The organism is Mycolicibacterium chubuense, assembly GCF_001044255.1.
Classification (GTDB): domain Bacteria; phylum Actinomycetota; class Actinomycetes; order Mycobacteriales; family Mycobacteriaceae; genus Mycobacterium; species Mycobacterium chubuense.
On the sequence record NZ_JYNX01000064.1, the window covers coordinates 1 to 19823 of the forward strand.

Consider the following 19823-nt stretch of genomic DNA (forward strand, 5'->3'; position numbering starts at 1 on the left):
CGCGCCGACGTGCTGCGGGCCCACCGGTCGACGCGGACCGGCCACGCGCAGTGGCGGCACCGGCTGCAGCGCATCCGGCTGGAGCTGACGCACTCCGCGCGGCAGCGTTGCGCGGCCGTGCGGGCCGACCTGCTCGCCGAGGTGGCCGCGATGACACGGCGCACGCGGCCCGCTGTCGAGGACCGGGTGCGGCAGCACTGCGCGGACACCCTGGACGAGGTCAACGACGAGATCGACGCCCGCGTGGGCGAGCTGACGGCATCACCGGTGCCGTCGCCGCCCGAGCGGGCGATCATCGCGCCCGCGCCGCCGCGTCGGGCGCGACGGCTGGAGACCCAACTGATGGTGGTGCTCGGAGTGGGGTTCGGGTTCGGGGTGGCCGTCGTGATGGCCCGGGTGGCGGCGCCGCTCGCCGGGGTGCTGGCGGTCGGCGGCACCGTGGCCGCCGTGCTGGCTGGTCTGGCCGTCACCGTCTGGGTGGTGCGGGCGCGGGCCCTGCTGCACGACCGCGCGCTGATGGAACGCTGGGTCGCCGACGCTGTGGCGATGCTGCGGACCGAGGTGGAGGACCGGGTCTCGGCGCGGCTGCTGGCCGTCGAGACGGCCCGCGTCGTCGCCGTCGATCGGCGGCTGGCGCACATGGAGGCCGAGCTGCGGCGATACCCGGAGCGGCGCCGGTCGTTCGACCCCTCCGCGACGGATTTCGCGGTTACCGATCGGTAGCCCTCCCGGTCGGCCTGTTCTGAATCGTTCCTGTGAGTGAACGGACATAGTCCTGGATTTCCGCGGGTATGTCACCCGCGTTAACCTCAATGTTCAGGAGGGGCGGCAGCTGCCTGTGAAGACCAGATCATGGTCGGTTCCGGCGCCTGCGTCCGCTGAAGACCACGCGCAGGAACAGTGCAGGAGACAACACAGCATGACCGCAGCGACCATTCCGGGATTGGATTCCGCACCGACCAAGCACGAGGGCCTGCTCGCCTGGGTGCGCGAGGTCGCCGAGCTGACACAGCCCGACCGTGTGGCGTGGGCCGACGGGTCCGAGGAGGAGTACGAGCGGCTCTGCGCCCAGCTGGTCGAGGCCGGCACCTTCCAGAAGCTGAACCCGCAGAAGCAGCCGAACTCGTACCTGGCGCTGTCGGACCCTTCCGACGTCGCGCGCGTCGAGTCGCGCACCTTCATCTGCAGCGAGCGTGAGATCGACGCCGGGCCCACCAACAACTGGATGGACCCCGCCGAGATGCGTGCGCTGATGACCGACCTGTACCGGGGCAGCATGCGCGGCCGCACGCTGTGGGTGGTCCCGTTCTGCATGGGCCCGCTGGACGCGGAGGACCCGAAGCTCGGCGTGGAGATCACCGATTCCGAGTACGTCGTGGTGTCGATGCGCACGATGACCCGGATGGGGTCGGCCGCGCTGGAGAAGATGGGCGACGACGGTTTCTTCGTCAAGGCGCTGCATTCGATCGGTGCGCCGCTGGAGCCGGGCCAGCAGGACGTGCCGTGGCCCTGCAACGACACGAAGTACATCACCCACTTCCCCGAGACCCGCGAGATCTGGAGCTACGGGTCGGGGTACGGCGGCAACGCTCTGCTGGGCAAGAAGTGCTACTCGCTGCGCATCGCGTCGGCGATGGCCCACGACGAGGGTTGGCTCGCCGAGCACATGCTGATCCTCAAGCTGATCTCCCCGGAGAACAAGGCCTACTTCATCGCCGCAGCGTTCCCGTCGGCGTGCGGCAAGACCAATCTCGCGATGCTGCAGCCCACGATTCCGGGCTGGCGCGCCGAGACCGTCGGTGATGACATCGCGTGGATGCGGTTCGGCAAGGATGGCCGGCTCTACGCCACCAACCCCGAGTTCGGCTTCTTCGGCGTCGCGCCGGGGACCAACTGGAGCAGCAACCCGAACGCGATGAAGACCATCGCGGGGGGCAACACGGTGTTCACCAACGTCGCCAAGACCGACGACGGCGACGTGTGGTGGGAGGGTCTGGAGGGCGAGCCCGATCACCTGATCGACTGGAAGGGCAACGACTGGATCCTGCGCGAGACGGAAAGTAAGGCGGCGCATCCGAATTCGCGGTACTGCACCCCGATCTCGCAGTGCCCGACGCTGGCGCCGGAGTGGGACGACCCGCAGGGTGTGCCGATTTCGGCGATCCTGTTCGGCGGCCGCCGCAAGACCACCGTCCCGCTGATCACCGAGGCCCGCGACTGGCAGCACGGCGTGTTCATCGGCGCCACGCTGGGTTCCGAGCAGACCGCCGCCGCCGAGGGCAAGGTCGGCACCGTGCGCCGCGATCCGATGGCCATGCTGCCGTTCCTCGGCTACAACGTCGGCGACTACTTCCAGCACTGGATCGACATCGGCAAGAACGCCGACGACACCAAGCTGCCGAAGGTCTTCTTCGTCAACTGGTTCCGCCGCGGCGCCGACGGCCGCTTCCTGTGGCCGGGCTTCGGTGAGAACAGCCGCGTGCTCAAGTGGGCGATCGAGCGCATCGAGCACCAGGCCGACGGCAAGAGCACACCGATCGGCATCGTGCCGACCGCGCAGGACCTCGATCTGGAGGGCCTGGACGTGTCGGCCGCCGACGTCGACGAGGCGCTGGCGGTGCGGCCCGACGAGTGGCGCAAGGAGCTGCCGCTGATCGAGGAGTGGTTCGAGTTCGTCGGCGAGAAGCTGCCCACCGGCATCAAGGACGAGTTCGACGCGCTGAAGACGCGCCTCGCCGAAGCGGAGTAACCCCCCTCTCTCTGCCGCGAGCGTGCGTGTCTGCACCCGACACGCCGACCTTAAGCGGGAGTTCGCGCACGCTCGCCGACCGAACCCCGCGGTCTGCATCACGTCCAATGGGCACTTGACACCTGTCAAGTCGGGCGAAGTATCCTCAGCCCATGCAGATCCGCGACACCGCCGTTGCCTCCCCTGACAAGCCCGCGATCATCATGTACCCCTCGGGCACCGTGGTGACGTTCGGTGAGCTCGAGGCCCGGGCCAACCGGCTGGCGCACCTGTTCCGCGAGGCCGGTCTCGTCGAGGGTGACGCCGTCGCGATCCTGATGGAGAACAGCGAGCACATGCACGCGGTGATGTGGGCCGCGCGCCGGTCGGGGCTGTACTACGTCCCGATCAACACCCACCTGACCGCCGCGGAGGCGGCCTACATCATCGACAACAGCAGCGCGAAGGCGATCGTCGGCTCCGGCAAGCTCGTCGACACCCTCGCCGGGCTGGCGGCCGAATTGCCGGGCGGGCTGCCGCCGGTGCGCATCATCGCCGACGGAACTCTCGACGGGTGGCAGAGCTACCCGGAATGTGTTGCCGGACAACCCGATACCCCGATCGACGACGAGATCGAGGGCGACCTGCTGCAGTATTCGTCGGGAACGACGGGACGCCCCAAGGGCATCAAACGCGCGCTGCCGCACGTGCCGCCGTCGGAGTCCCCGGGGCTGATGGCCGCGCTGGTCTCGTTCTGGATGCATCCCGACGCGGTCTACCTCAGCCCCGCCCCGCTGTACCACACCGCACCGTCGGTGTGGTCGATGCAGACCCAGGCCGGCGGCATCACCACCGTGGTGATGGAGAAGTTCGACGCCGAGGGCGCGCTGGACGCGATCGCGAAACACAAGGTGACCCATGGGCAGTTCGTGCCGGTGATGTTCACCCGGATGCTCAAGCTGCCCGAGGAGGTGCGCGCCCGCTACGACGTGTCGAGCCTGCAGCGGGTGATGCACGCCGCCGCACCGTGTCCCGTCGACATCAAGAAGCAGATGATCGACTGGTGGGGCCCGATCGTCGACGAGTACTACGCGTCCTCCGAGGCGCACGGGTCGACGCTGATCTTCGCGGAGGACTGGCTGACCCACCCCGGCTCGGTCGGCAAACCGATGGGCGGCGCGGTGCACATCCTCGACGAGGACGGCAACGAGCTCCCGCCCGGCCATCCCGGCGAGATCTACTTCGAGGGCGGCAACGACTTCGAGTACCTCAACGATCCCGAGAAGACGCAGAGCTCGCGCGACGCCCGCGGCTGGAAGACGGTGGGCGACATCGGGTATCTCGACGAGGAGGGTTTCCTCTACCTGACCGACCGCAGGCACCACATGATCATCTCCGGTGGGGTGAACATCTACCCGCAGGAGGCCGAGAACCTGCTCGTCACCCATCCGAAGGTGATGGACGCCGCGGTGTTCGGCGTCCCGGACGAGGAGATGGGCCAGCGCGTCAAGGCCGTCGTGCAGACCGTCGACCAACGCGACGCCACCGAGGAGTTCGCCGACGAGTTGATCGCGTGGCTGCGCGACCGGTTGGCGCACTACAAGTGCCCGCGGTCGCTGTCGTTCGAGGCACAGCTGCCGCGCACCGATACCGGCAAGCTCTACAAGCAGGAGCTGATAAAGAAGTACTCGTGAAGCACGTCCGGGTCGCCGCCGGGGAACTGATCGAGGCCGCGTCGGCCGACGACGCCACGTTCTCGCTGACCGAGCAGCCCTGCGACGACGTCCGCGCGGTCACGGTCGATTCCGTCGACGCGGCGGTGGCGGAGGTCGCCGGCCGGGTCGCGCGGTGGCCGCAGGCGTCGGCCGTGTGCGACGACGTACTGCGTGCCCTGGACCCGGCGGGGACGACGTTCGCCGGCATCGTCACCGAATCGCTGGCCTACTCGACGCTGCAGGCGGGCGCCGAGTTCGCCCGCTGGCTGACCGAACGCGGCCCGGCCACCGTGCCCGTGATCGCCGAACCCGTTGTGGCGCACCGCGTCGACGACCGGTTGACGATCCGGTTCAACCGCGGCGCGCGGCACAACGCGTTCTCCACCGACGCGCGGGCGGCGCTGCTCGACGCGCTCGAGGTGGCCCGCCTCGACCCGTCGGTCCGAGAGGTGGTGCTGGCCGGCAACGGTCCGTCGTTCTGCAGCGGCGGCGACCTCGCCGAGTTCGGCACCCTCGCCGACCCGGCCAGCGCGCACCTGGCCCGCACCCGGCACAGCCCCGCGCTGGCGCTCGCCGAGATCACCGCCCGGCTCGGATCGGCCTGCCGCGCCGAGGTCCACGGGCAGGTGCAGGGCAGCGGGCTGGAGATGGCGGCGTTCTGTGGCCGGGTCAGCTGCCACCCCGACGCGGTGCTGGGGCTACCGGAGCTGAGGCTGGGTCTGATCCCCGGCGCCGGCGGCACGGTGAGCATCACCCGCCGGATCGGCCGATGGCGCACCGCCTACCTGGTGCTGTCCGGCCGGTCCGTCGACGCCGCCACCGCGCTGCAGTGGGGACTGGTCGACCAGATCAGCGCTGCCGCGCCGGCCGGATGATCATCTCGTTGACGTCCACGTCGGCCGGTTCGCCGATCGCGTAGGCGATCGCCCGGGCGATGGCCGCCGGCGGGATCGCGTCGGCCCGGTATCCGCGCATCGCCTCGGCCGCCGTGGTGTCCGTGATCGTCTGCGCGAGTTCGGATTCCACCACGCCCGGCGAGATCGTCGTGACGCGGATCGAGGGGTCGAGTTCGAGGCGCAGGCCCTCGGTGATCGCCCACGCCGCGTACTTCGTCGCGCAGTACACCGCGCCGGTCGGCACCACCTCGTGCGCTCCGATGGAGGCCACCGTGATGAAGTGTCCTGAGCCTTGACGCTGGAAGTGCGGCAGCGTGGCGGCGATGCCGTGGAGCAGCCCGCGGACGTTGACGTCGATCATCTGGTCCCACTGGTCGACCAGCAGCGCGTCGAGCCGGGACAGCGGCATGACGCCGGCGTTGTTCACGATCACGTCCACCCGTCCGTGGGTGGCGACGGCGGCGTCGACGAGCGCGGCGACGGACGCCCGGTCGGTCACGTCGAGCGCGTGCACCTCGATGCTGCCGCCCTGCCCGACGACCCGCTCGGCCAGCTGTTCCAGCCGGTCCTTCCGCCGTGCCCCGGCGATGACGTGATGCCCGTCGGCGGCGAGCCGTTCGGCCACGGCTTCGCCGATTCCGCTGCTGGCTCCGGTGACGATGATGATCTTGGTGTCGGTCATGCTCCCAGCGTGGCGGCTCCGGGCTGACACAGCCAGGGTGCGCCACACCCAGGCTGCCCGGCCCGCGACGTCAGCCCGAGCGGCGCAGGGTGACCCGGTAGGTGTACTGCTCGGGCAGGAAGTGGCTGACGGCGAGTTCGACGGGACGGCCGGCGTCGTCGCCGTAGAGGCGGTCCACCCGCAGCATCGGATGCCCGGGCTCGCAGCCGACCGCGGCCGCCGCCCCCGCGTCGGCCATGCCGACGGTGATCGTCTGGGCGGCCTCGGCGATCGGCGCTTCCAGATGCGGCTCGAGCAATCCGATCACCGTATGGGTGCTCACCGCTCCGGTGCTCAGATGCGGTGACGCCGACACCGTCGCCGCGATCGCCGGGGGAAGGTGAACGACGGTGTGCCCGAACGGGACCCCGTCGTGCAGCCGCCGGAACGTCACCGAGTGCACGACGTCGTCGTCGAGGCGTAGGCGGCTGGCGGCGTCGATGTCGACGCGCCGGCGCAGCCCGTCGAGCACCTCCATCGTGGTGTCGTCGGACAGGCTCATCAGATCGTCGACGGAGCCGAGCCGACGCAGGTAGCGCCTGCCGCCCTCGCCGGCGTAGCTGCCCCGCCCCGGCACCCGGTAGACCACGCCCTCGGCCACCAGATCCTGGAAGGCCCGTCGCACGGTCTGCCGCGAAAGTCCATGGCGCGCCGACAGTTCCGATTCGGTCGGCAGGCGCGCACCGTCGGTGTACCGGCCGGCGACGATCTCCTCACGGAGCCGTTCGCGCAGCACCTGGTAGGCCGGCGGCGCCTTCATCTCACAAACCGCCCCTGGCCACCAGCTGGGCGGCGATGACGTTGCGCTGGATCTCGTTGGTGCCCTCGCCGACGATCATCAGCGGCGCGTCGCGGAAGTACCGCTCGACGTCGTATTCGGTGGAGTAGCCGTAGCCGCCGTGGATGCGCACCGCGTTCAGCGCGATCTCCATCGCGGCCTCCGAGGCGAACAGCTTGGCCATGCCGGCCTCCATGTCGGCGCGCTCGCCGCTGTCGTAACAGTCGGCGGCGTGCAGCGTCAGCTGGCGGGCGGCGGTCAGCTTGGTGGCCATGTCGGCCAGGTAGTGCCCGATCGCCTGGTGCTTCCAGATGGGCACCCCGAAGCTCTCCCGCTCGCGGGCGTAGGCCAGCGCGTCGTCCAGCGCGGCGGTCGCGACGCCCAGCGCCCGCGCCGCCACCTGGATGCGTCCGGTCTCGAGGCCTTTCATCATGTGCGCGAACCCTTTTCCGGGAACGCCGCCCAGCACCGCGTCGCCGGGCACCCGGCACCCGTCGAACGCCAGCTCGCACGACTCGACGCCCTTGTAGCCCAGCTTGGGCAGATCGCGCGACACGGTCAGGCCCGGCGTCGGGTTCTCCACCAGCACCACCGAGATGCCCGCATGCCGCGGCGTCGCGTCCGGATCGGTCTTGCACAGCAGCGCGATCAGGCCCGACCGGCGGGCGTTGGAGATCCATGTCTTGGCGCCGCTGATCACCCACCCGTCGCCGTCGGGCCGGGCGACGGTGTGCATGTTCTGCAGGTCGGATCCGCCGCCGGGTTCGGTGAGCGCCATCGTCGCGCGCAGCTGCCCGGTCGCCATCGCCGGGAGATAGCGCTGTTTCTGCTCGTCGGTGCCGAACAGGTCCAGCAGTTTGGCGACCACGGTGTGCCCGCCCATCGCGCCGGCCAGGCTCATCCAGCCGCGGGCCAGCTCCTGGGTGACCAGCACATAGCAGCGCGTCGACACCGGGGTGCCGCCGTAGGCCTCCGGCACGGCCAGCCCGTAGATCCCGATGCGCTTCATCTGCTCGATCCACGCCTCGGGGTAGGCGTTGGCGTGCTCGACGTCGCGGACGGTCGGTTTCACCTCGCGGTCGACGAACTGCGCCACGGTGTCGACCAGCATCGTTTCGTCGTCGTCGAGCAAATGTACGGCCATTCTGCCGATGTTGACACATGCGAAGCGTCAGTGCCAGCATGACCGCTTGTGACTTTGTACGGCCAAATCTCGGGAGGCCCGTTCTTCGACGATCTGCACGTCGGTCAGGTCTTCGACGCGGCGCCGACGATGACGCTGACCGCCGGGGTGGCCGCGGCCCATCAGGCGATCCTCGGGGACCGGCTGCGGCTGCCGCTGGACGCCGAACTGTCAGCGCTCGTCACCGGCGCGACCGCGCCGCTGGCACATCCCGGGCTGGTGTGCGACGTGGCGATCGGTCAGTCGACGGTGGTCACCCAGCGGGTCAGAGCCAACCTGTTCTACCGCGGCCTGACGTTCCACCGGTTCCCGGTCGTCGGGGACACCCTGTTCACCCGCACCGAGGTGGTCGGGCTCAAGCAGAACGCGACTCGGCCGGGCCGGCCGCCGACCGGGCTGGCCGCGCTTCGGATGACCACCATCGACGGTGTCGGTCGGCTGGTGCTCGACTTTCACCGCTGCGCAATGCTGCCGCTGAGCGCCGACGGCGTCGAGACCGGGCACAGCGACGACATGGCCGCGATCGGCGCCGGGGCCGGACCCGCCCCCGATCCCACCGCCGACTGGGACGCCGACGCGTTCCGCGCCCGGGTCCCCGGGCCCGGGTTCGACCCGGCACTGGCGGGCGCCGTGCTGCGCAGCACCGCCGACGTCGTCACCAGCGCCCCCGAGCTGGCCCGGCTGACGCTCAACATCGCTGCCGCACATCATGATTCACGGGGCTCCGGTCGCCGGCTGGTGTACGGCGGTCACACCATCGGGCTCGCCTTCGCGCAGGCCTGCCGGGTGCTGCCCGGTCTGGTGACGGTGCTGGGCTGGGACTCGTGCGACCACACCGCGCCGGTGTACGAGGGCGACACCCTCTACAGCGACCTGGCCGTCGAGGCCGCGAACCCGCTGCCCGGCGGCCGCGGCGGCACCGTGCGGCTGCGCTCGACCGTCTACGCCGTCGCCGACGACGGCGCTGATCGGGCCGTGCTCGACTGGGTCTTCACCGGTCTGCTGTTCTGACCGCCACAATGGTCCGATGACGCCGGTGGTGCTCCCCGCGGCCGTGCTCGCCGAAGCGCGGGCGACGGCGCGGACGGTGACCGCGGCGACCGGTGTCGATGTCGACGCCGATGAGGCGCTGGGCGGACGCGCTGCGCTGCTCGATCTCCCGCGCGGGGGCACGGTGTCGGCGGGTGGCGCCACCCGGCTGATGGGTGCGGAGGACGGGTGGTGCGCGCTGACCCTGGCGCGCCCCGACGACCTCGACGCGGTGCCCGCGCTCGTCGAGGCCGACGACACCCCGGACCCGTGGGCCGCGGTGCGGGAACGGATCCGGGCCACCGGGGTACACGCGATTGCGGCGCGGGCGCGGCTGCTCGGTCTGCCGGCCGGGGTGCTCGGGGAAACGGCGCCGGCGTCGCCGGTGGTGCGCACCGTCGGTGCCCGCACGCACCCGCACCCGCTGCGCGATCTGCTGGTGGCCGACCTCTCCTCGATGTGGGCCGGTCCGCTGTGCGGCCGGCTGCTCGCCCGCACCGGGGCGACGGTGGTGAAGGTGGAGAGCCCGAACCGGCCCGATGGCACCCGCGCCGGCCCGGCACCGTTCTTCGACTGGGTGAACAGCGGAAAGCTCTCGTACGCCGTCGATTTCGCGCGGCCAGGAGGGCTGGTCAGGTTGCTCGCCGCCGCCGACGTCGTGCTGGAGTCCTCCCGGCCGGCCGCGCTGCACACCCGCGGCCTGGGCCCCGCCGACGTCCCGGCCCGCGACGGCCGCATCTGGGTGCAGATCACCGGCCACGGCGCGGTCGGGGAGCGCGCGCACTGGGTGGCGTTCGGCGACGACGCGGCGGTCTCCGGGGGGTTGGTCGGCGGCACCGCGGCGGCGCCGGTGTTCTGCGGGGACGCCATCGCCGACCCGTTGACGGGGCTGGAGGCCGCCCGCGCAGTGCTGGAGTCGCACGCCCGCGGCGGCGGTGAGGTGATCGACGTCGCGATGGCCGCGGTGGCCGCCCGATACGCGGCGCTGCCGGTGGAAGGCGAAATACCCTGCAGTGCAACACCCTCCGTGACAGGTACTGCCGCCCGGCTCGGCGAACACAACGCGCTGGTCGAAGACCTGGTGGCGCGCCGGTTGGCCCCGGCGTGCTGATCCGCAGCGGCGTCCTGCTCGACGGCACCCGGACCGACATCCGCGTCGGGCGCCGCATCACCGAGGTCGCCGACGGACTACCGACCCGACGGGGGGAGACGGTCCTCGACGCCGGCGGCGGCACCGTGCTGCCCGGCCTGCACGACCACCACCTGCACCTGCGCGCCGCCGCGGCCGCCCTGCACTCGGTACGGGTGGGTCCCGACGAGGTGACCGGACCGGAGCAGCTCGCACACGTCCTGCGCGCAGCGACCGTCGGCGCCGACGGTTGGATCCGCGCGGTGGGCTACCACGAGTCCGTCGCGGGTCCGCTGAATCGCACCGCGCTGGACGGCTTCTGCCCGAATGTCCCGCTGCGCATCCAGCACCGCAGCGGCGTGCTGTGGACGCTCAACTCGGCGGCCCTGGCGCTGGTCGGATTGCCCGATCATCCCGACGGCCGGCTGCGTAGCGCCGACACCGGCTGGACGGCGGCGCTGGCCCGCACCGAACCCGGCCTGGCGCCGCTCAGCGCGCGGCTGAGCGGCTACGGCGTCACCGGTGTCACCGACGCCACTCCCGATCTGAGCGCCGCCGACGTCGCGGCCCTGCAGCAGGCGCACCGGAGCGGCGAGCTGATGCAGTCCGTGCACTGCCTGGCGCCGGGCAAGCGCATCCTGCACGACGACGATCTCGACCTCGACGCGCTCACCGGATGGATCGCCGCCCGGCATGCCGCGGGTGATCCCGTTGCGCTGCACTGTGTCACCGCCGCGCAACTCGTCGTCGCCCTCGCGGCACTGGACTCGGCGGGCCGCCACCCGGACGACCGGCTCGAGCACGCCGCCGTCGTCCCGGACGGCAGCCTGGCCACGGTCGCGGCGTGCGGGGCCACGGTGGTGACGCAGCCGAACTTCGTCGCCGAGCGCGGCGAGGCGTACCTGCGCGACGTCCTCGCCGCCGAGCATCACGAACTGTGGCGGGTGGCCTCGCTGCGTGCCGCGGGCGTGCCCGTCGCGCTGTCGACCGACGCACCGTTCGGGCACCCCGATCCGTGGGCGGCGATGCGCGCCGCGGTGACGCGCCGTACCCCGTCCGGTGCGGTGCTGACCGCCGCCGAAAAGGTCTCCGCCGCGCAGGCTCTGGCGATGTTCCTCGGCGACCCTCTGACCCCCGCGATCCCGCGGCGCATCGAGCCCGGTGCGCGCGGGGACCTCTGCGTCCTTTCGGCAAGCCCGCAGCAGGTGCTGGCCGACCTGGACGCGGAGCACGTCGCGGCGACGGTGGTGGCCGGCGAGGTGGTCTACACCCGGTGAGGCCGGCTCACACCGCCGACGGCGCGAACGCGGTGCGCAGAACCGCGCACTGGCTGTCGAAGAACCTCTGCGACACAGGGGCTTTGGGAGCGATGCCGTCGAATCCGTGGAACGCGCCCTCGACGACCATCACCTCGCACGGCACCCCGGCCTCCCGGAGTCGCTGCGCGTACGCCACGTCCTCGTCGTGGAACAGGTCGAGCGTGCCGACGCCGACCCAGGCCGGCGGCAGGCCGGCCAGATCGGTGCGCCGGGCCGGGACGGCCACGTCGCGGTCGGCGTCACCCAGGTAGGCCCGCCAGCCGTAGCGGTTGCTCGACTGGTTCCACAGCCGGTGTCCCGGGTTGTCCAGGCCGGTGCGTTCGACGGTCCTGTCGTCGAGCATCGGATAGACGAGAAGCTGTGCGGCCAAGGGAATCCGGCCGCGATCCCGGACGAGGAGCGCGAGCGCAGCGGCCAGGCCCCCGCCGGCGCTGGCCCCGCCGATCGCGACACGGTCCGGGTCGACGGACGGCAGCTCCGCGAGCCAGGACAGCGCGGCATAGCAGTCCTCGACCGGCACCGGATAAGGATGTTCGGGCGCCAGGCGGTAATTCACCGCCACCACCGTCGCACCGAGCTCGCGGGCGAAGCGGCGGCACAGCACGTCGTCCTGGGCGGCGTCGCCGATGACGTAACCGCCGCCGTGGATCCACAGCAGCGCGGGCCCGGGCGTGGCGACCCCGGGGGGACGGTGCAGCCGGACGCCGACGCCGGACGCCAGCGTAAGCACCTCCACGCCGTCCGGCTGACCGCGCCACATCAACCGTGACGCCGCCCGCACGAACGGCAGCGTGACGGGCGTGATCATCTGCTTGGGCAGGAGGCGGGCACTGCGGCGCAACTCGGGGTGGAACTCCGGGGAGCTCGTCTTCGTGGGGGATGTGGTGCGGGGCACCCGTTCAGTATGCGCAGCTAACGCAGCAGCGGATCCCGGGGCAGCCCCAGGATGCGTTCGGCGATCGTGTTGCGGGTGATCTCCGACGTGCCGCCGGCGATGGTCATCGCGCGATTGCCGAGGTAGCTGCGGGTCAGTGCCACGGTCTGCTCGACGACGGCGGCGGTGCCGGCCAGGTCGAAGGCCAGCTCGGTGAGCCGCTGTCCGGACTCGGCGACCAGCAGCTTGGTGACGTTGCCCTCGGGTCCCGGTTCCGCGCCGGCGATGGCGCGGGTGGCGCGGCGCAGGTTGAGCAGACGCAGGGTGTGGGTCTCGGCGATCACCTCCCCGGCACGCAACACATGGTGGGCCGCGCTCTGCGGTGAGCTGTCCAGCAGCGCCACCAGGTCGTCGGCGGTGATGCCAGTCAACGCACCGGATCCGCCGCCGATGGAGATCCGCTCGTTGCCCAGCGTCGCCCGCGCCACCAGCCACCCCTTGTTGACGTCGCCGACGACGTCGGAGTCGGGCACGAAGACGTCGTCGAAGAACACCTCGTTGAAGTGTGCGTCGCCGGTGATGCCGCGCAGCGGATTGACCTTCACCCCAGGCGATGTCATGTCGATCGCCATCATCGTGACACCGGCGTGCTTGGGGGCGTCGGGATCGGTGCGCACGGTCGCCAGGCCCCATTGGCACAGATGGGCCAGGCTCGTCCACACCTTCTGCCCGCTGACCAGCCAGCCACCGTCGACCCGGGTGGCCGACGTGCGCACGGCCGCGGCGTCGGAGCCCGCACCCGGCTCGGAGAACAGCTGGCACCACATCACCTGGCCGCGCAGCACCGGCTCGACCCATCGCTGCCGCTGCTCCTCGGTGCCGGCCTGGGCGATGGTCAGCGCCACCCACCCCGTGATGCCCATATCGGGCCGCTTGATACCTGTCGATTCCCCGGTCGCTTCGCTCCTGCCCGCCGGGCCGAACTCCTCTTCGATCACCAGCTGTTCGAGCACGTCGGCGCCCCGGCCCCACGGCGCGGGCCAGTGCGGCACCAGGTAGCCGGAGTCGACGAGGGCGTCGCGCTGCTGTGCGGCGGGCAGCGCCCGCACCGCCGCGGCGGCCTCGCGGGCCTGGCTGCGGTATCCCTCGGCCTCGGGCGGCAGCGTGAACGTCGCCGCCCGGGCCCGGCCCTCGCGCTGGCCCGCCACCACGTCGAGCAGCGGGTCGGTGCCGTCGGCCATCAGCGCGGCCAGCGTGCGGGCGCGGCGCAGGAACAGGTGGGCGTCGTGCTCCCACGTGTAGCCGATACCGCCGTGCAGCTGAATGTTGTTCTGCGTGTTGAGGATCTGCGCGCGGATCGCCAGTGCCGCGGCCACCGCCGCGGGGAAGTCGGCGCTGGCCAGGTCGTCGGCGCGGGCCGCGTCCCAGGTGGCCGCGGTCGCCACCTCCGCGGCAACCAGCATGTTGGCGGCGTGGTGCTTGACGGCCTGGAAGGTGCCGATCGTGCGGCCGAACTGCTCGCGCACCTTCGCATACGCCACGGCCATGTCCAGCGCCGCCCAGGCGACACCCACGGCCTCGGCCGACGCCAGGATCCGGAACACCGTGCGCGCTTCGCGGGCCGCGCCGCGCAGCACCCGCTCGGCGGGCACGGCGGCGTCCTGCACCACCACCGACCCGATGCTGCGGGTCGGGTCGAGCGACTCCAGCGCGGTGACCGTCACGGCACCCGCGTCGAGCACCACGACGTCGTCCCCGGCCACCAGCACCAGCAGGTCGGCGTCCGGGGCGCCCAGCACCACCGGGCTCTCCCCGCTGACCGTCCCGTCGGCGCCCACCGTCACGCTGCCGGTGATCCCGAGGGCGGCCACCGTCGCGCCCGAGCTCAGCCCCGGAAGTAGTTCTGCCCGAACCGAATCCGGTGCGCACCGGTCGATCGTCACCGCCGCCGCCACGGTCGGCAGGAACGGCCCGGGACACAGCTGACGGCCCAGGCACTCCACCACCACGGCGAGTTCCGCGAGTCCGAAGCCCGACCCGCCGTGCTCTTCGGCGACGGCCAGTCCCTGCCACCCGAGATCGGTTGCCGCTGACCAGATGTCGGCCGGGTGGCGGGACTCGCCGTCGAGCGCCGCGCGGGCCTGCGACAGGGCGTGCAGCCGGTTGAGTTGGCCGGCGACGGCGTCGGCGAGGGCCTGGTGGTCCTCGGTGATGGCGAGTGCAGACGCGCTGACGGTGGTGCTCACGGTGTCGGCCTCCCTGCCGGTTGACATGCCAGTTGACACTTGTCGAGAAGAACCTAACCTGCGGTTTCGCCGCTCAGCCGGGCTGTGGCCCACGTCACAATTGGGCCACGGCGGGAAAACAGTAGACAACGTTGCTGAGAATGTCCGTTTCGGTTCTGAACTGCGGGGTACGGTAAGCGCCATGACGGAACGGCCGGATATCCGGTACCCCGGGCCCACGCTGACCACGCGTTTGCAGTGGTTGCTCAAGGCCGGTCCCAGCGACTACATGCTGGCCGCCAGTGTGGCCACCGCGTCGCTGCCGGTGATCGGCAAGCACCTGGAGCCGCTCGGCGCACTCACGGCCGCCGGAATCTGGGGTGCCCGGCACGCGCCGGATTTCCTGAACTCCACCGTCAAGTCGCTGATGGCGCCCAACGACGCCGAGCTCAAGCAGCGCGAACGGGACTGCACCAACGAGGTCACCCAGGCCGCGCTGCGCGGCGTGGTGTCGGCGAAGGATCTCGAGATCGACTGGCCGGCCGCCGAGCGGGTTCCGCCGGTGTGGAAGATGCGCGAACACCGGCGCCATGTGCACCGCACCTCGGTGCGCTACGGTCCGCGGCCGACCCAGCTGCTCGACGTCTGGCGTCGCGACGACCTGCCCGACCAGCCGGCGCCGGTGCTGCTGTTCGTGCCCGGCGGGGCGTGGGTGCACGGAAGCCGCATGCTGCAGGGCTATGCCCTGATGTCCCACCTGGCCGAGATGGGCTGGGTGTGCCTGTCCATCGACTACCGGGTGGCCCCGCACCATCCGTGGCCGGCGCACATCACCGACGTCAAGACCGCGATCGCCTGGGCGCGCGCCAACGTCGACAAATTCGGCGGCGACCGTGACTTCGTGGCGGTCGCCGGCACCTCGGCGGGCGGACACCTCGCGGCGCTGGCGGGCCTGACCGCCAACGACCCGGAGATGCAGTGCGAACTGCCCGAGGGGTCCGACACGTCGGTCGACGCCGTCATCGGGATCTACGGGCGCTACGACTGGGAGGACCGTTCGACGGTCGAGCGCGTCCGCTTCGTCGACTTCCTGGAGCGGGTAGTGGTGCGGCGCAAGATCGCCAAGCATCCCGACGTGTTCCACAAGGCCTCCCCGATCGCCCGGGTGCACGCCGAAGCGCCGCCGTTCCTGGTGCTGCACGGCACCGGCGACAGCGTGATCCCAGTGGCGCAGGCCCGCAGCTTCGTCGACCGGTTGAAGGAGGTGTCGCGCTCGGTGGTCAGCTACGTCGAGCTGCCCGGCGCCGGACACGGCTTCGACATGACCGACGGGGCCCGCACCGGCGCGGCGTCGACCGCAATCGGCTTGTTCCTCAACCACATACATCGAAACCGCAGCCTCATCGGGGCCAAAGAGGTTATATAGACACCTCCGAGGAGAGGTGCGGGCTGTGAAGAGGCTTCGCGGGTGGGACGCTGTTCTTCTCTACAGCGAGACCCCCAACGTCCACATGCACACGCTGAAGTTGGCGGTGATCGAGCTCGACGGTCTGGGCGGGGCGACGTTCGGCGTCGAGGAGCTGCGAAAGGTCCTGCACAGCAGGCTCTACAAGCTCGATCCGTTCCGCTACGAGCTCATCGACATCCCGTTCAAGTTCCACCATCCGATGTGGCGGGAGAACGCCGAGGTCGACCTCGACTACCACGTGCGGCCCTACCGCGTCGACGCCCCGGGCGGCCGCCGCCAGCTCGACGAGGCGGTCGGCCGGCTGGCGAGCACCCCGCTGGACCGCAGTCGCCCGCTGTGGGAGATGTACCTGATCGAGGGCCTGGCGGGTGGCCGGATCGCGGTGCTGGGCAAGATCCACCACGCCTTGGCCGACGGCGTCGCCTCCGCGAATCTGCTTGCCCGGGGCATGGATCTGCAGGACGGGCCGCAGATCGACCGCGACTCCTACGCCACCGATCCCGCCCCGTCGCGAGGTGAACTGGTGCGCACCGCGTTCACCGATCACCTGCGCCAGATCGCCCGGTTCCCGTCGGTGGTCCGCTACACCGCGCAGGGTGTGCGCCGGGTCCGGCAGAGCCCGCACAAGCTCTCGCCCGAACTGACCCGTCCGTTCACGCCGCCGCCCACGTTCATGAACCACATGCTCGACGCCACCCGCCGGTTCGCCACCGCGACCCTCGCGCTCGACGACGTCAAGCAGACGGCCAAGCACCTCGGTGTCACCATCAACGACATGGTGCTGTCGATCTCGGCGGGCGCGCTGCGAAAACTGTTGCTGCAGTACGACGGTCACGCCGATCATCCGCTGCTCGCGTCGGTTCCGGTCAGCTTCGACTTCTCTCCGGACCGGATCTCGGGCAACTACTTCACCGGCGTGTTGGTCAGCCTTCCCGTCGAGATCGAGGACCCGCTGGAGCGGGTGCGGGTCGCGCACGACTCGGCGGCCGCCGGCAAGGAGAGCAACACGCTGCTGGGCCCCGAACTGGTCAGCCAGTGGTCGGCGTACTTCCCGCCCGCCCCCGCCGAGGCGATGTTCCGGTGGCTGTCGACCAAGGACGGCCAGAACAAGGTGATGAACCTGCCGATCTCCAACGTGCCCGGTCCGCGGGAGCGGGCACGCGTCGGTGGCGCGCTGGTGACCGAGATCTACTCGGTCGGGCCGTTGACCGCGGGCAGCGGACTGAACATCACCGTGTGGAGCTACGTCGAGCAGCTCAACATCTCGGTGCTGGCCGACGGCAAGACGCTGGGGGACCCGCACGAGCTGACCGACGCGATGGTCGAGGCCTTCATCGAGATCCGGCGCGCCGCAGGGCTTCCCGAGGAACTGACCGTCGTCGAGACCGCGATGGCGCCCTAGCGCCGAAACTGTATTCCACGCGGCCTGAACCGCGAAATCGGCGCGTGGAATACAGTTTCGACGGAAAGTGGTGCCCTAGCCGGCCTGTTCGCGAGGCGCCGCCTGGCGGGTGGCCTGCACCCAGGACAAGAACTCCTCGACCGCCTGCGCGGTGTAGTGCGCCCGCGGCGAGCCGTAGTAGAAGTCGAAAGCGTGCTGGGCGTGCGGGATCTCGGCATACACCACCGGCGACGTCGACACCTCGCGCAGCGCTTCGGCGAACTCGCGGCCCTCGGGCACCGGGATGATCGAGTCGTCGCGGCCGTGCAGGACGAAGAACGGCGGCGCGTCGGGGCGCAGCCGGTGGATCGGTGAGGCGTCCAGGTAGACGGCGCGGTTCGACCGGAACGGCAACTTGACGACGAACTTCTGCAGGAACGCGATGAACTCCCGACGGCCGTTGCCGTGCACCGTGACCCAGTCGTAGCGGCCGTAGACCGGCACTGCCGCCACGACCGACGTGTCGGCGTCCTCGAACCCGGGCTGGAACAACGGATCGTCGGGGGTCAGCGCGGCCAGCGCCGACAGGTGGCCGCCGGCCGAACCGCCGGAGATCGCCACGAAGTCGGGATCGCCGCCGTACTCGGCGATGTTCTCCTTGATCCAGGCCAGCGCCCGCTTGACGTCGATGATGTGGTCCGGCCACGTGTTGCGCGGGCTGACCCGGTAGTCGATCGACACGCACACCCAGCCGTGGTCGGCCAGATGGCTGAGCAGCGGATAGGCCTGCGGCCGCCGCATACCGATCGACCACGCACCACCCGGAACCTGAAGCAGCACCGGTGCTTTCCCGTCCCGAGTCAGGTCGGCGCGGCGCCAGATGTCGGCGCGGTTGGCACCGCCGTGCGGGCCGTACTGCACGGTGCCGGCCTTCTCGACGTAGCGGCGCCGGATCAGGTCGTTGGGCGGGATCCCGATGCGTCGGCGGCGCTTTGCCTTCGCCTTCTCGGCGATCTCCTGGTAGTCCGCGCCCAGCGCCACGCGCAACGGGTCCTCGAAGTGCGGCTGCGAGGAGGCGTTGCGGCGGTGGATCACTCCCAGCAACGCCCACGCAACGGCAGTCAGTGCCAGGGCGATTCGCCCGCGGGTGCCCCGGAAGTCACCGCGGATGCCGCGCCGCACCGCGTCGGCCATCGAACCGGCCAGGTACAGCGCGGACATCTCCGAGGTCGGCCAGCCGAAGGCGAAGACGGGAATGGTGGGGTAACCCTCACGGGCCAGTGGCCGGACGCCGTTGGCGGCGTTGAGCAGTTCGGCGACGGCGCGCAGCACGGGTCGGCGCTTAATCATGGTCTACCGCTTTAATCATGATCTATGCGGTCCTGCAATTCCTTACGGGAGATCTTGCCGGTGATGCTGCGGGGCAGTTCGTCGAGGATCGTGATCTGGCGCGGCACTTTGTAGTTGGCCAGGTTGTCTCGCACGTGCTGCTTGAGCGAGTCCGGGGTAGCCGTGGCGCCGGGGGTCAAAACCACGAAGGCCACCAGGCGCTGACCGAACTTCTCGTCGTCGGCGCCGAGCACCGCAGCCTCCGCGACGTCCGGATGCGCGGTCAGCGTCTTCTCCACCTCGATCGGGTAGACATTCTCGCCGCCCGAGACGATCATCTCGTCGTCGCGGCCGACGACGAACAGCCGGCCGTCCCCGTCGAGATATCCCACGTCCCCGGAGGACATGAAGCCGTCGTGGAAGTCCTTGGTCGCACCGGAGGTGTAGCCGTCGAACTGGGTCTTGTTGCGCACGTAGATCGCACCGGTCTGACCGGTCGGCACGTCGTGGAAATCACCGTCGAGGATCCGGATCTCGGTGCCCTCGGCCGGCCGGCCCGCAGTGTCGGGGGCGGCCCGCAGATCGCGTGGCGTCGCGGTGGCGATCATGCCGGCCTCGGTGGCGTTGTAGTTGTTGTAGATGACGTCGCCGAACCGGTCCATGAACCGGATGACGACGTCGGGGCGCATCCGCGATCCGGACGCCGCCGCGAACCGCAGCGACCGTCCGCTGTAGCGGTCCAGTACCTCGTCGGGAAGTTCCATGATCCGGTCGAACATCACCGGCACGACGCACAGCCCGGTGGCGCGGTGCCGGTCCACCAGATCCAGCGTCGCCTCGGGATCGAACTTGCGGCGGGTGATCACGGTGCACGCCATCGACGCCGCGAACACCAGCTGGGAGAACCCCCACGCGTGGAACATCGGCGCGACGACGACCACGGGCTGCTCGGCCCGCCACGGCGTCCGGTCCAGGAACGACACCTTCGAGACGTCGCCGACGAGGGTGGCGCCCACGAGCTTGCCGTCGCGGATCACGACGGTCNGGC

At 70.7% G+C, this 19823-nt stretch carries 15 protein-coding genes and 1 pseudogene; 9 read left to right on the top strand and 7 right to left on the bottom strand.

The genetic code is table 11. The features are described from left to right. The 4 genes and pseudogenes from MCHUDSM44219_RS30085 to MCHUDSM44219_RS24080 all read left to right on the top strand — a co-directional run. A pseudogene (locus tag MCHUDSM44219_RS30085) lies at nt 1-723 on the top strand (hypothetical protein); the annotation flags it as partial. A 196-nt stretch (nt 724-919) separates the two neighbouring features. Next, a complete protein-coding gene (locus MCHUDSM44219_RS24070) occupies nt 920-2749 on the top strand; it encodes a phosphoenolpyruvate carboxykinase (GTP) (RefSeq protein ID WP_048420797.1) in 1830 nt (609 codons plus the stop codon). A 152-nt stretch (nt 2750-2901) separates the two neighbouring features. Further along, nucleotides 2902-4422, top strand: coding sequence for a fatty-acid--CoA ligase FadD4 (fadD4, locus tag MCHUDSM44219_RS24075; protein ID WP_048420798.1), 1521 nt, complete (start codon nt 2902-2904; stop codon nt 4420-4422). Next, on the top strand, nt 4419-5318 hold the full coding sequence (locus MCHUDSM44219_RS24080) for an enoyl-CoA hydratase/isomerase family protein (protein WP_048420799.1): 900 nt from the start codon (nt 4419-4421) through the stop codon (nt 5316-5318). The genes fadD4 and MCHUDSM44219_RS24080 overlap by 4 nt, the downstream gene beginning before the upstream one ends. Here the strand turns inward: MCHUDSM44219_RS24080 and MCHUDSM44219_RS24085 are convergent. From MCHUDSM44219_RS24085 to MCHUDSM44219_RS24095, 3 genes are all read right to left on the bottom strand, one after another. Then, nucleotides 5293-6021 (bottom strand): SDR family oxidoreductase, encoded by a 729-nt coding sequence (locus MCHUDSM44219_RS24085; RefSeq protein WP_048420800.1) that lies wholly within the window; start codon nt 6019-6021, stop codon nt 5293-5295. The genes MCHUDSM44219_RS24080 and MCHUDSM44219_RS24085 overlap by 26 nt on opposite strands. 70 nt (nt 6022-6091) lie before the next feature. Then, nucleotides 6092-6820 (bottom strand): GntR family transcriptional regulator, encoded by a 729-nt coding sequence (locus MCHUDSM44219_RS24090; RefSeq protein WP_048420801.1) that lies wholly within the window; start codon nt 6818-6820, stop codon nt 6092-6094. A 1-nt stretch (nt 6821) separates the two neighbouring features. After that, on the bottom strand, nt 6822-7982 hold the full coding sequence (locus MCHUDSM44219_RS24095; protein ID WP_048420802.1) for an acyl-CoA dehydrogenase family protein: 1161 nt from the start codon (nt 7980-7982) through the stop codon (nt 6822-6824). A 48-nt stretch (nt 7983-8030) separates the two neighbouring features. Here MCHUDSM44219_RS24095 and MCHUDSM44219_RS24100 point away from each other — a divergent pair, with 48 nt between their 5' ends. Genes MCHUDSM44219_RS24100 through MCHUDSM44219_RS24110 form a run of 3 tightly spaced genes read left to right on the top strand, consistent with a single transcriptional unit; the run spans nt 8031 to nt 11456 of the window. After that, nucleotides 8031-9032, top strand: coding sequence for a MaoC family dehydratase (locus MCHUDSM44219_RS24100; protein WP_048420803.1), 1002 nt, complete (start codon nt 8031-8033; stop codon nt 9030-9032). Nucleotides 9033-9048: 16 nt separating this feature from the next. Next, complete coding sequence (locus MCHUDSM44219_RS24105; RefSeq protein ID WP_048420804.1) at nt 9049-10161, top strand: CoA transferase; 1113 nt, start codon at nt 9049-9051, stop codon at nt 10159-10161. Further along, nucleotides 10155-11456 (top strand): amidohydrolase family protein, encoded by a 1302-nt coding sequence (locus tag MCHUDSM44219_RS24110; RefSeq protein ID WP_048420805.1) that lies wholly within the window; start codon nt 10155-10157, stop codon nt 11454-11456. Before MCHUDSM44219_RS24105 ends, MCHUDSM44219_RS24110 begins: the two co-directional genes overlap by 7 nt. A gap of 7 nt (nt 11457-11463) precedes the next feature. Here MCHUDSM44219_RS24110 and MCHUDSM44219_RS24115 read toward each other — a convergent pair whose 3' ends face one another. Then, complete coding sequence (locus tag MCHUDSM44219_RS24115; RefSeq protein ID WP_048420857.1) at nt 11464-12306, bottom strand: alpha/beta hydrolase; 843 nt, start codon at nt 12304-12306, stop codon at nt 11464-11466. Between the two features lie 104 nt (nt 12307-12410). Further along, a complete protein-coding gene (locus MCHUDSM44219_RS24120) occupies nt 12411-14645 on the bottom strand; it encodes an acyl-CoA dehydrogenase family protein (protein WP_048420806.1) in 2235 nt (744 codons plus the stop codon). Between the two features lie 154 nt (nt 14646-14799). Between MCHUDSM44219_RS24120 and MCHUDSM44219_RS24125 the strand changes: the two genes are divergently transcribed. Beyond that, the gene (locus tag MCHUDSM44219_RS24125; RefSeq protein ID WP_048420807.1) at nt 14800-16023 is read left to right on the top strand and encodes an alpha/beta hydrolase; all 1224 of its coding nucleotides are present in this window, start codon (nt 14800-14802) and stop codon (nt 16021-16023) included. Between the two features lie 25 nt (nt 16024-16048). Beyond that, on the top strand, nt 16049-17467 hold the full coding sequence (locus tag MCHUDSM44219_RS24130) for a WS/DGAT/MGAT family O-acyltransferase (protein WP_048420808.1): 1419 nt from the start codon (nt 16049-16051) through the stop codon (nt 17465-17467). 75 nt (nt 17468-17542) lie between these two features. Here MCHUDSM44219_RS24130 and MCHUDSM44219_RS24135 read toward each other — a convergent pair whose 3' ends face one another. Both MCHUDSM44219_RS24135 and MCHUDSM44219_RS29210 read right to left on the bottom strand, forming a co-directional pair. Continuing rightward, entirely contained in the window at nt 17543-18796 is a 1254-nt protein-coding gene (locus tag MCHUDSM44219_RS24135) for an alpha/beta hydrolase (RefSeq protein ID WP_048420809.1), read from the bottom strand. Nucleotides 18797-18807: 11 nt separating this feature from the next. Next, nucleotides 18808-19819 (bottom strand): AMP-binding protein (locus tag MCHUDSM44219_RS29210; RefSeq protein WP_157868787.1); only part of this gene is annotated, 1012 nt, incomplete at its 5' end. Nucleotides 19820-19823 lie beyond the last annotated feature (4 nt).